Genomic DNA, 11,951 nt, shown 5'->3' with positions numbered 1-11,951 from the left:
GTCGGTGGGCGACGCGGCATCGAGGTAGCGTACGGCCCAGGCCGTAAGCACATGGGCTACGTAGGTTGCGTCGCTCGGATCGCTCAGCAGGTGGTCGGCCTGGTCGAGCGAGATGTAGCTCTTAGGATGCCTGGCGGCTTTGTATATAGCAGCGGCGTTACCGACGCCCACAATCGCATCGGCGGGGCTATGGAAGATGAGGAGAGGGCGCCCCAGATTGCCGATCGTGCTGCTCATATGCTGCGCCTCCAGGTCGTCCAGAAACTGCTTCTTGATGGTGAACGACCGCCCGGCCAGGGTAACAGACGCCTCGCCCTGTTCGGTGATCGTGTCGATGTGATCGTTGAGCAGGTGGGTCACATGATCAGGCTCGGCGGGCGCTCCGATGGTAGCAACGGCCTGTGCAGAAGGAATATTATGCGCCGCCTGCAGCACCGCCGCACCGCCCAGCGAGTGCCCCACGAGAAGCGCCGGCGCTTCGTATCCCTCTTCCAAAAACCGCGCGGCAGCCACCAGGTCCTGGGCATTCGACGAGAAGTTGGTGTCGGCGAAGTCCCCCTGACTCTCTCCGAGCCCGGTGAAGTCAAAGCGCAGCACGGCAAAGCCCCGGTCGCACAGCGCCTTGCTGATGGTGCGTGCTGCGCGCAGGTCTTTCGAACACGTAAAGCAGTGCGCAAAGAGCGCATATGCGGTAGGTGCACCGCTCGGGGTTTCAAGGCGAGCCGCCAGTTCATCGCCGCGATCGTTCGTGAAGGTCAGTCGTTCGGTAGCCATAGCGTAGAGAAAGCAGGAAAGAGGAAGGTGGGATGCGAAGAGTTACTGCTGTTGGGCAGGACAGATGTTGGGCAGGACAGACACGCCACCACCGGATACGTTGCAGGGCGGCGCTGGCTGTTACGGCCGAGCACGCAAGTATATGAAGAGCTACCCGATCGTTTCGAAGCGGGTGTACGGGTGCAGTACTTCGGGCAGGGCGATCGTGCCGGCTTCGGTCTGGTACTGTTCGATAAGTGCTGCCAGTACGCGGGGCAGCGCGAGCCCGCTCCCATTCAGGGTGTGCACGAGCTGCGGCTTGGCATCGGGCTCGGGGCGGTAGCGGATCTGCATACGCCGTGCCTGAAACGCTTCAAAGTTCGAGACCGACGACACCTCCAGCCAGCGCTCCTGCCCGGCGCTCCACACCTCCAGGTCGTACTTCTTGGCCTGGGTAAAGCCCATGTCGCCGGTGCACATAAGCAGGCGTCGGTACGGCAGCCCCAGCGCCTGGAGCAGCCCTTCAGCTTCGGCACACATCGCCTCCAGCGCGCGGTAGCTTTCGTCGGGTGGCACAAACTGCACGAGCTCAACCTTGTCGAACTGGTGCATGCGGTTGAGTCCGCGCACGTGGGCGCCATATGACCCCGCTTCACGGCGAAAGCACGGCGTGTAGGCGCAGTACTTTCGGGGCAGATCCTCGTTTAGCAGAATCTCGTCGCGATGCATATTCGTGACAGGCACCTCGGCGGTTGGAATCGGGAAGAAGCCCTCGCGCGGGATCTCGTACATCAGGTCCTCCTTGTCGGGCAGCTGTCCGGTGCCACGTGCGCTGTCTTCGTTGATGAAGAGCGGCGGCTGTACTTCGGTGTAGCCATTCTCATACGCCCGATCCAGAAAGAACTGGATGAGCGCGCGCTGCAGCCGGGCACCTTTGCCGACATAGATCGGAAAGCCCGCGCCTGTCACTTTGGCGCCGCGCTCAAAGTCGACAAGCCCAAGCGCCTCGATCAGCTCCCAGTGGGGCTGGGCCTCGAAGTCGAACGTTGGCTTTTCGCCGACCTCTTCCTCGACCTCGTTGTCGTCTTCGGTGGCGCCGACCGGTACGCTCCGATGGGGGATGTTCGGAAGTTGAAGCAGCATGCGCCGGGTGAGCGTCTCCTTTTCACGCACCTGGTCATCGAGCGTGCTAATCTTTTCCTTCAGCGCGCTGGTTTCCTCGATGCGCTCCTGGGCTTCTTCCTGCTTACCCTCTCGCATGAGCGCGCCGATCTGCTTCGAGACGCGGTTCGATCGCGCCTGCGCCTCTTGCAGCTCCGTAATCAGCGTGCGGCGCTCTTCATCGACCTCCAGCAGCGCGTCGACCTGCTCGGGACGCTCTTCGCCTTTGGCGCGCATGGCTTCGCGCACGCGGTTCGGGTGGGCACGGACAAAATCAAGGTCAAGCATAAGGGATGCGGGTCGGGGTTCGCGAAATAGCAAGTAGACAGCAAAACCAAAAAGGACGTAGTCAGGCGGATATGCTACGCATCCCTAAGAACGCCAATACGATGCGAAAAGGCAGCCTATCGCTGTTAAGAAGCTGTTTGGATGCGGGCACGAGTGTGCAGAGACGGGGGCTATGATGCAACGCCAAGCTCTTCGGCGACCGAACGGAGTGCACCACGTAGCGGCGTGGGCCGGTAGCCCAGTTCAGTTTCTGCTTTTAGGATGATAAATCCGGTACGCGGCGGACGCGGTACGGCGTCTCCGAAGAAGTCGCTGGTGACGGGCGTGATGAGGCTGGCGTCGTAGTTGCATACCTCGGCGACGGTGGTTGCCAGGTCGTAAATCGACACGAGCTCGCGTCCGGACACGTGGTATACGCCGGTCTTCTCAAGGTGCAGCACACGCTCAATCCCGCGGGCCAGGTCGTTTACGTAGGTAGGCGTGCGCCACTGGTCAGTGACGATATGCACGGGCTCGCCTGCTTCCAGCTTCTGCATCAGCCACGTGACAATGGTGCCGCGCCCGAGGTTCGTGCCCGTGCCGTATACCAGCACGGTGCGCACGATGGCCCACTTGGCGATGCCAGACGCTCGCACGGCATTCTCGCCAGCCAGCTTCGAGCGCCCATAGTAGTTAACCGGATTCGGGCGGGCGTCTTCCGTGTAGGGGCCGTCTTCGCCGTCGAACACAAAGTCGGTGGAGACCTGCACCAGACGCGTGCCGTGGCGTCGGCAAGCGTCGGCGAGCTGCTCCACAGCAGTGGCGTTGGTGGCCCAGCAGGCATCTTTGTCTTCCGCGCAGCCGTCGACATCCGTCATGGCGGCACAGTTGACGAGCACGTTGGGGGTGAAGTCGTCGAAGAGGGCTTCGATATCATCGGCGCGGGTAATATCGAGGGGAGCATATCCGCACGAGCCGGTGTCGAAGCGAGGCGCGTCGTCGCGGGCAGTGGCCAGCACGTCGTACTCGGGCAGCTGGCTCAGACGCTTCGTGAGCGCCTGCCCGAGCAGTCCGTTGGCGCCGGTGATAAGTACGCGGTTGTACAGCATAGCGATAGACGTACAGTCAAGGAGTTGCAGGCACGCATTCCAGCAAGCATACGGAATGCGCGTTCAACCGTTTGGAGGACAGGAGGCGTTAGAACCTGGAAACGTCAGAACCGGATGTAATAGCGGAGGCCGACGCTTCCGCCAAGTACAGGTTGCAGAGAAGGTAGGGCTTCTATGCGCGGGCTGGCATGCAGATAGATCTCTATACGCTCCGTATAGAAATTGAGCCCGACGCGTGCGCCAAGGCCGGTAACGACTCGCGAGCGGGCATCCAGGTCGCGGAGCCCGGCAAATGCGCTGGGTCCGATAAACCACCAGAGTGGCGCTTCGGGCAACGGGCGTTCACGAAGCAGATGTCCGTGAAAGACGGTCTGGTCGCGAAAGTTCGTGTCGAGGCTAAGCACGCCAGCCCAGAGGCCGGGTACGTAGGTTTTGGCTGTGAAGCCGCCGGGCTGTCCGGCCTGTGCGCCTATGCCGATGGCGCCGGGCGCACGCTGTGCCAGGAGCGGAGCGGCGAGAAAGGCAAGGCTGCTGCCGAGAAGCAGCGTCATCAGAAAGATACGCATAGGCACGGCCCCGTGCTACTCAGTGTCTTGGTTGGCGGTACGCACTGCATCAAGCATATCGGCCTGCAGGTGGTCGGCCTCGTCGAGAGAAAGGCGACCGGCGAGCACCAGGCGTACATCGCGGCGCTTGCCGGCCGCTTTAAAGCGAGCTTCCTGTTCGGGCGTTTCGGGGACGACCTGCGGCACCTCAATGGGATGGCCGTCTTCGCTTAGCGCAACGAAGGTATAGAAGGCGCGGTTGCATTTGCGTCGGGTGGCGTCGCGCGGGTTTTCGGCCCACACGTTTAGCTCTACCTCCATCGACGTGCGAAACGCCCGATTTACCTGGCTTTCGACCACCACGACGTTACCCTCACGGATGGGTCGTTGAAATTCGACGTTGTCGACCGAGGCGGTGACGCACACGCGACGGGCATGGCGCTGGGCTGAAATGGCCGCGCACTTATCCATCAGGTGCAGTAGGCGTCCGCCCATCATGTTGCCTAGCCCGTTGGTGTCGTTGGGCAGAACGATCTCGGTCATGGTGCAGTGCGAGTTCGCAACGGTATGATTGGCCGACATGGCGTGAGGGGTATTAAGGGAGGAATATGTGAACTGCTGCATGATGGGCGCCTCGCGGAACAGCGGGCGCATGCGAAGGCATCCACAGCGTTATGGGGCGCTTGCACCGCGCTACCTGCTGGCACAAACGTACACAGCGCACGAGCGGGCACTGTTTTTGTCTAAAAGATACAACAGAAGATGCAACAGAAAACAGCCGCCCTCCGCAGTGTGCGAAAGACGGCTGTTCGGAAAGCGGTGGGGGAGGGATTCGAACCCCCGGTACCCGTGAGGGTACTCCGGTTTTCGAGACCGGTGCGTTCAACCAGGCTCCGCCACCCCACCGGGGCGTGTTAAAATGTCCGATCATGCTGTACCTGTGCTCTTAGGCGACGTTCCTGCCTCATGCTCAAATTACGATGAACGGCAATCGCAACAGAAAACGGCTTGAGTGCTCGCCCCGTAGCCAACGGAGTAAATCGGCCACCGCGTAGGTCTGTGCGGTCATCCGTCTCCTGATCTACGGTGATCTTCTGCATCTAATCACTGCGATAAATAGTGTCTCTCTACAACGGCGGGGGGTTACAGAGGTATCCATGTTGAGTAGAATGTACCAAATGCGGGGCAGCCGGTACATCATTTTGTTACCCTCTTTTGTTTCTGGTGTTTTTGTAGCACCTCTTTCATCAACGTGTGAAAAGTGCAACGTATTTTTTCTGTCAGTACCTGTATGTCTTATGTATTTGACTTCCAGCCGACTCGTTGGCGCTACTCTTCTTGTGCTGTCTCTGCTCTTCTTCATGGGATGCGATGGCGACTCCGGGGTAAGTGACCCCGAACCGGACCCGGGTCCGCAAACCGGAACGGTAATCGGCGTGGTGACAGCCGCCGATGGCGAGACGCCTATCCAGGGGGTTACCGTCGGACTGGCGACGGACGAGGCAGCAGATGCTGCACAGTCCGGGAATGCTCTGCGTCCGCTCAATACAGTGCTCAGCCCCGTCTTCGCCGTGCAGACCGACGGCCCAACCACAACAACCGACGCAGACGGAGCCTTTACGCTTGAGGATGTGCCGACGGGAGAGCAGACGCTCATCGCGAAGCGGGGCGTCTTTGAGGCTACGTTTACCGTGACCGTTCCGCTCAACGACGTGATTGCCGTCGACGAGGTCGATCTCGATAGCGTACAGCCTCTCGGCTATGTGCCGGGTGAGTACGACAGCATCGAAGACGTCGTGCTCGGGCTGGGCAATGAGGATGTCGATGAGCTGAGTCCGGAGAGCCTGGGCGACGCAGATCTGCTTGGTGACTACGCCATGGTTTTTGTCAACTGTGGGAGCGATTCGTTTACCGAGGAACGGGCCGCCGTGCTGGCCGACTATGTGAACCAGGGCGGTACGCTCTACATCTCAGATCTCGAAGCGCCATACGTGGAAGCGCTCTTTCCCGACGACATCTCGTTCACGAACGACTCGTTTGCCGAAGAGCTTGAGGGACGCGTAACCGCGCAGTCGCTTCGTGATTGGATTCGGCGTGGGGAGCTTACAATCACCTACGACGCCCCAAGCTGGAGCCGCATCACCAACCTGGAGGGCGATGCGGAGGTGCTCGTTCACGGACAGCCCTCGCAGCTTGATGAGGGCAACGAGCCCCTCGCCATCACGTTCAGCCTCGGCAGTGGACGCGTGGTCTACACCACGTTTCACAATACTTTAGGACTGAACATAGAGCAAGAGAGCGTGCTTCGTTACTACATCTACCTGGATAGTTAGAGCTTGCTTTGATAGTTAGAGCTTGCTTTAAGCAGGCTGTGGTTGCGTGTCACGTGTTTCCGTACCAGTTATGCAGGTCAACAAAAATACGCCGGGGGTGTCATCGCGAGCGAGCGCGGCGATCTCATGCTACCGAGCAGGACGCAACGCCGATTTGAAACGCATAGATTGCTTCGTCCTCCGTCCTCGCAATGACACGTTCGCAAGATACTTTTGCGGATCTACTTAAGACAAAGTGCTCAAACAAAAAGCGGCTGCCTCAACACGGTGAGGCAGCCGCTTTGGTGTGGTGCGTTTGGAAGGGGCATACATTGCACCCAACCACGCAATTTATAACGATTCGGTAGCACACCGCCCATTCCGAAAAGAGCACGTGCCACGTATTAATCGTAACACCGAATATCAGGCTAACGAATGGCGCTGTTCAAAGGCACCTACCGGATTGAATCGGCTCGGCACCCGACGTGGGATTATCGATCGCCCGGATGGTATTTCGTCACGATATGCACCCACCAGCGTGCCCATTTTTTCGGGACGATCCAGAACGACATCATGGGGTTGTCCGCGGCGGGGTGTGTCGCACATCAGTTTTGGACCACCATCCCGGACCATTTCGACCACGTTCGGTTGGATGCGTTTGTCGTTATGCCCAACCATGTGCATGGATTGTTGGGAATCATGTCGACCCCCAACGATTCCGTAGAGACGTTGGACTCCAACGTCTCTACCGGGGGGGACAACGAACCCGTTGATGATTCCGTATCACGTCACATGTCCCGTATTTCCCCCGATCCCGGATCCGTACCCACCATCATCCGATCGTATAAATCCGCCTGCACCAAACGCATCCGGCGGGCCGGGGCCCCCGATTTTGCATGGCAATCCCGGTATCACGACCGCATTGTACGTAGCGAACGAGAATTCCACGCCATCCGCCAGTACATTACGAACAATCCGGCACAATGGACCCACGACCGGTTGTATTCGCCCTGAATCGAGAATGCTACGACTACGGGATAATCCCCTAAATGAGAGGCGGCATCACGCAGGCGAACCTGGGAACGAAAAACGTCGTTGGAAACTAATTGACAATCAAATTCAACCATGCATAGCTGTGCCCATCCTCACATAAAGGGCATTCGCAGAGGTCTTGGTTCGGATTCTCCGTTCTTCCACAACCATCTTCAACATCATGGCGCATGACCGCATCACCAAAGATCCGGATGTGATGTTCGGGAAGCCTGTCATTAAGGGCACCCGGATTCCCGTGGAGCACGTTCTTCGCAAATTGGGAGCGGGGCAGACCGTCGCATCGATTCTCGAGGACCATCCTCATCTGGCGCAAGAAGATATTTTTGCCGCCGTCCGCTTCGCAGCAGATTATATGGCAGATGAGACGGTAGTCCCTGTTGCGGAAGAGTCGCCATGAAGCTACTGGTAGATGAATGCTGCGATGCCGGACTTGTTAAAGCCCTTTGCGATGAAGGTTACGATGTGACGTACGTCCTGGAATCCATGCGTGGGGCCTCTGACATCGAAGTGCTCCAGCAAGCATGGAATGAAAAACGCATCCTGCTAACGGAGGATAAAGATTTTGGGACACTTGTCTACCGATTGGGTCATCCCATGCAGGGAATTATCCTGTTGCGCTTTGCCCCAGAGGAGCGGGCGCTCAAAATATCTCAGCTACGAGCGCTGCTCAGCCGCGACCCTGAACGGCCTAAGCGCATCTTTCGTGGTATTGGACGCCGAGAAAGCACGCATCCGCCCACTGACCTGAGCACACCTCATGTCACCCGCCCACGCACCCAGTCGGCTACGCCGTCAAGCGCATCGGTGAGTTTGTCGGCGTGTCGTCCGCCGGCGGAGGCGAATGTCGGGCGTCCCCCGCCACCACCACCCAACTGGCGACCCAGGTCGCCCACCAGGTCGCCCGCTTTGATGTCGTGCGCTGCAATCACATCGTCGGCAACGGAGGCCACCACGTACACTTTCTCGCTTTCGGGATCGGTGCTGCCGAGCGCGCCCACGGCTCCAGCGCCCAGGCGATCGCGTAGCTGCTGACCCAGGTCCTGCAGCAGATCCATGTCGGCCTCGCCGATTGTGCCGGTGGCTACGGTGATGCCGTTCACCTCAGTAGCCTCCGCAATGATGCGATCCAGATGCTGCGCCAGTTGGGCACGCTGCAGATCCTGCACCTGCTCGCGGAGCGCATCGCGTTCGGCCTTCAGCGCGGCGATCTCAGAGGCGAGCGGGCGCTGCAGCCCCTGAAACTGCCTGCGAGCACGATCCAACGCGTCCAGTTCCTGCTCTACAAAGTCAACAGCGGCATCCCCGGCAACAGCTTCGATGCGCCGGATGCCCGAGGCGACCGAGCCCTCCGAGAGCAGCCGTACGATGCCGATTTCGCCCGTTGCATCCACATGCGTGCCGCCGCAGAGCTCCATCGAGAAGTCCGGGTCGAACGTGATGACGCGCACCTCGTCGCCATACTTCTCGTCGAAGAGCGCTGTAGCGCCGCGCTCCATCGCCTCCTCCATGGGCACCCCTCGCTCTTCCTGCTTCGGGATATTGCGCTGCACGGCCTGGTTGATCTGCACTTCTATCGCGCGGAGTTCGTCGTCGGTGACGGCCTCAAAGTGGCTGAAGTCAAACCGCAGCCGATCCGGCGCCACGAGCGAGCCTTTCTGCTGCACATGCTCGCCCAGCGTTCGCCGCAGCACCGCATGCAAGAGGTGCGTGGCGGTATGGTGCTTCTTGATATGCTGGCGGCGCGTCGCATCCACGCGGGCCTGCACGTGACCATCCAGCGACTCCGGTAGCCGGTTGACCATGTGCACGATGCGGTCGCCCATGCGCTGCGTATCAAGAACGCGCACCGAATCATCGCCCAGCGTAAGCGTGCCGGTATCGCCGACCTGTCCACCGCTTTCGCTGTAGAACGGCGTGCGGTCCAGTTCGATCTGCGCAGTGGCATCGGCATCCTCGTCTGTGACGGTCCGTACGGCGCGGACCTGGGCGTCGCTGATGCTGAGCGCGTCATATCCCACAAACTCAGATCGCGGTCCATCCGACACGATGTGCCAGTCGCCATCGGCATCTGGACCCGTGCCAAACTGCGAGGCCGCACGGGCGCGCTCTTTCTGGCGCTGCATGAGCCGCTCGTAGCCCTCCATATCGACGGACAGCCCCTCTTCGCGGGCCATAAGCTGCGTCAGGTCGATGGGGAAGCCGTAGGTGTCGTGCAAGAGAAAGGCGACCTCACCCGCCAGCGCACCCTTCTGCGCGGTCGCGATAAACGCCTCTGCAATGGCTGTCCGGTCGTCGTGGTCGACGTACGCATTCGTAAGCAGATTCATCGCTTTCGCATCCTCCTGTAGCGATGTGAGTGCGGCCTGCGCATCCCCCTGTGCCTGATGGACGTGCGGTACGAGCCCGGCGAAGAAGTCGAGTCCGGTGCCCAGCGTCTCCAGAAAGCTCTCCTCTTCCGAGCGGATGACCTTCTGCAGATAGCTCTGCTTTTCATCGAGCTCGGGAAAGGCATCGCCCATGGCTTCGATGAGGGCGGGGAGCAGCGCATGCAAGAACGGCTCGCGCAGACCGAGCGTCTGGTAGCCGTAGCGGACGGCCCGGCGCAAGATGCGACGGATGACGTAGCCCCGCCCCACGTTGCCCGGCGTTACGCCGTCGGTAATCGCAAACGCGATGGCGCGGATATGATCCACAATCACACGCAGTGCAATGCGGATGCGCTTGATCTCCTCGCTATCGTCGAGCGCGATGTCGTCGTAGCCGCGCACGGCCTCGTGGGGCGACGCGTCGGCAGCGGCCTGCAGGAGCGGCTGGAACAGGTCGATGTCGTACGTGCTGGGCTTGCCCTGCAGCACCGCCGCAATGCGCTCAAAGCCCATCCCCGTGTCGATGTGCTGATCGTCGAGCGTCTCCAGAGAGCCATCGGGCTGCGCATCGTACTGGATGAACACGAGGTTCCAGATCTCGATGACCTGTGGATGGTCTTTGTTGACAAGCGTCTTGCCATCCACCCGGGCGCGTTCCTCCTCGGAGCGGATGTCCACATGCACTTCCGAGCACGGCCCGCACGGACCCGTGTCGCCCATCATCCAGAAGTTTTCTTTGGAGGGCTCGTACAGAATGTGGGCTTCTGGAATGGTCGTCTCTTCCGTCCAGAGTGCAGCGGCCTCCTCGTCGGCCTCCAGCCCGAGCGCGTCGTCGCCCTCGTGGACGGTGGCGTACAGGCGTTCCGGCTCCAGGCCCCACTCATCCACCAAGAGCTCCCACGCCCAGCGGATGGCCTCGCGCTTGAAGTAGTCGCCGAAGCTCCAGTTGCCGAGCATCTCAAAGAACGTGTGGTGGTACGTGTCGTGGCCCACCTCATCCAGGTCGTTGTGCTTCCCCGACACGCGCAGGCACTTCTGCGTATCGGCAGCGCGGGTATAATCGCGGCTGCCCGTGCCCAGAAACACATCCTTGAATTGATTCATGCCGGCGTTCGTGAAGAGCAGCGTGCTATCGCCCCCCGGCACAATGGAGGCGCTGGGAACGATGGCGTGGTCTTTCTCCGCAAAGAAGTCGAGGAATTGCTGGCGAATGGCGGAGGCGGAGCGGTCGGGGGTGGACATAGGCAGGCAGCCGGGTCAAAGAGTACGAGATAGCAGAAGGGCCCAGGGGGATGCGAAGCCCTGCGCCAAGGTCGAATGTAGGTATCCCGCCTCCGGGGGCTCCGTTCCACAAAGACGGGATGGGTACCGCAGGCGAAAGGTCTTCCTCGCTCGGATGTGTGGGCGCGGTTTGTGGGGGTGGTGGTGTTCGCCCGTCTCGTCTCGTGATCCTGGACTCCGTTTCCGCCACTTCGCGTCCTTTTTCTCCACGCGGAAAACGCCACCCAGATTGAAGACTATAAGAAACAGTTACGAATCCAAAATCGGTCTCTTGGAGGTGTAGCAATGAGAGTGTATACGTATTCAGAGGCCCGTCAACATCTTGCTGACCTGCTGGACCAGGCCAGAGATGAGGCCGAAGTCCGAATTCGGCGACGTGATGGAAGCAAATACCTCATTCGTCCGCAAGAGAGCGAAGGATCGCCTCTTGACGTACCTGCGGTGGACATCAAGATGAGCACAAAGGAGATCGTGGCCGCCGTTCGTGCGGGACGCGAGCGCACCTCCCTGTAAGGGCAACGCCTGCAACCCGCTTGCTGCCCGTATGGAGGCGTAGCGAGCACGCCCAAAGGGAGCCTGTTTTGATGAGTGACAGCGAATGTGTTTGTAGGAGGTACCAGCTCAAGTCCAATAGGCGCTATTTCTTGTGGAAGAACGGGGCGAAGCCTCTGAAAAAGTGCGTCGCACGGCGGAGCCATGCGACAAGAAAACATCTGGTGTCGAGATGTGAGATTATCTGCCGTACGTTGCTCCTTGCATCGCCAGAAATCTACCATGGTCATTCTCCCACGATCTGGATGGATGAACATGGTGCACACCGTTTCGCGATCCATGCCCCGTATCACTCGTTGTAGAACTCAGGCTCGTTGCACACCGCCCACCCAGTCCTTCTTGAGATGAACCGTCGTCTTTCCATCCGCCGCCTTGAAGATCAGTCGTCCAATGATGACCTTGCGGATCGAACGCCTGCCGAATTAATCAGCATGGTATGGCCACTTACCAAAACAGCCTGGGCATTCAAACAGGCCGGTTCTAATCACGCCTCCGACATCCCCGATGCTGAACAACGATTACAGAGACATATTGTCCGCGTTCGCAGACGCC

General features: G+C 59.9%; 11 protein-coding genes, 1 tRNA gene and 1 pseudogene. 6 read left to right on the top strand and 7 right to left on the bottom strand.

Features of this window, described 5'->3' with window-relative positions; all coding sequences use genetic code 11:
* The 6 genes from PPP56_RS04475 to PPP56_RS04450 all read right to left on the bottom strand — a co-directional run.
* Positions 1-774 (bottom strand): alpha/beta hydrolase family protein (locus tag PPP56_RS04475; RefSeq protein ID WP_353562833.1); only part of this gene is annotated, 774 nt, incomplete at its 3' end.
* A gap of 150 nt (positions 775-924) precedes the next feature.
* Positions 925-2,202: a serine--tRNA ligase gene (serS, locus tag PPP56_RS04470; RefSeq protein ID WP_353562832.1), complete on the bottom strand. Its 1,278-nt coding sequence runs from the start codon at positions 2,200-2,202 to the stop codon at positions 925-927.
* Between the two features lie 170 nt (positions 2,203-2,372).
* Positions 2,373-3,290 (bottom strand): dTDP-4-dehydrorhamnose reductase, encoded by a 918-nt coding sequence (gene rfbD, locus PPP56_RS04465; RefSeq protein WP_353562831.1) that lies wholly within the window; start codon positions 3,288-3,290, stop codon positions 2,373-2,375.
* A gap of 104 nt (positions 3,291-3,394) precedes the next feature.
* Entirely contained in the window at positions 3,395-3,856 is a 462-nt protein-coding gene (locus tag PPP56_RS04460; protein WP_353562830.1) for an RNA polymerase subunit sigma-54, read from the bottom strand.
* Positions 3,857-3,871: 15 nt separating this feature from the next.
* Entirely contained in the window at positions 3,872-4,417 is a 546-nt protein-coding gene (locus PPP56_RS04455; protein WP_353562829.1) for an acyl-CoA thioesterase, read from the bottom strand.
* Positions 4,418-4,652: 235 nt separating this feature from the next.
* Positions 4,653-4,741: transfer RNA gene (locus PPP56_RS04450), tRNA-Ser, on the bottom strand.
* Between the two features lie 392 nt (positions 4,742-5,133).
* On the opposite strand from PPP56_RS04450, the gene PPP56_RS04445 reads away from it, so the two are divergent.
* The 4 genes and pseudogenes from PPP56_RS04445 to PPP56_RS04430 form a co-directional block, all read left to right on the top strand.
* Entirely contained in the window at positions 5,134-6,168 is a 1,035-nt protein-coding gene (locus PPP56_RS04445; protein ID WP_353562828.1) for a carboxypeptidase-like regulatory domain-containing protein, read from the top strand.
* 552 nt (positions 6,169-6,720) lie between these two features.
* Positions 6,721-7,161 carry a transposase gene (locus tag PPP56_RS04440; protein ID WP_502912548.1) on the top strand — a complete coding sequence of 147 codons (441 nt, stop codon included), beginning with the start codon at positions 6,721-6,723 and terminating at the stop codon, positions 7,159-7,161.
* 199 nt (positions 7,162-7,360) lie between these two features.
* The gene (locus tag PPP56_RS04435) at positions 7,361-7,597 is read left to right on the top strand and encodes a DUF433 domain-containing protein (protein ID WP_353562826.1); all 237 of its coding nucleotides are present in this window, start codon (positions 7,361-7,363) and stop codon (positions 7,595-7,597) included.
* Positions 7,594-7,782 (top strand): annotated as a pseudogene (locus PPP56_RS04430) (DUF5615 family PIN-like protein); the annotation flags it as partial. The gene PPP56_RS04435 and the pseudogene PPP56_RS04430, both read left to right, overlap by 4 nt.
* Positions 7,783-7,955: 173 nt before the next feature.
* On the opposite strand, the gene alaS reads toward PPP56_RS04430, so the two are convergent.
* Entirely contained in the window at positions 7,956-10,808 is a 2,853-nt protein-coding gene (gene alaS / locus PPP56_RS04425; protein ID WP_353562825.1) for an alanine--tRNA ligase, read from the bottom strand.
* 324 nt (positions 10,809-11,132) lie between these two features.
* On the opposite strand from alaS, the gene PPP56_RS04420 reads away from it, so the two are divergent.
* Together PPP56_RS04420 and PPP56_RS04415 are read left to right on the top strand one after the other, a co-directional pair.
* Positions 11,133-11,360 carry a type II toxin-antitoxin system Phd/YefM family antitoxin gene (locus PPP56_RS04420; protein WP_353562824.1) on the top strand — a complete coding sequence of 76 codons (228 nt, stop codon included), beginning with the start codon at positions 11,133-11,135 and terminating at the stop codon, positions 11,358-11,360.
* A 383-nt stretch (positions 11,361-11,743) separates the two neighbouring features.
* On the top strand, positions 11,744-11,951 hold a 208-nt coding region (locus PPP56_RS04415), incomplete at its 3' end, for a hypothetical protein (RefSeq protein WP_353562823.1).

This window comes from Longimonas sp. (genome assembly GCF_040409695.1).
Taxonomy (GTDB): domain Bacteria; phylum Bacteroidota; class Rhodothermia; order Rhodothermales; family Salinibacteraceae; genus Longimonas.
The sequence above is the reverse complement of the archived record's forward strand: the minus strand, read 5'-3'. Positions and strand labels throughout refer to the sequence as shown.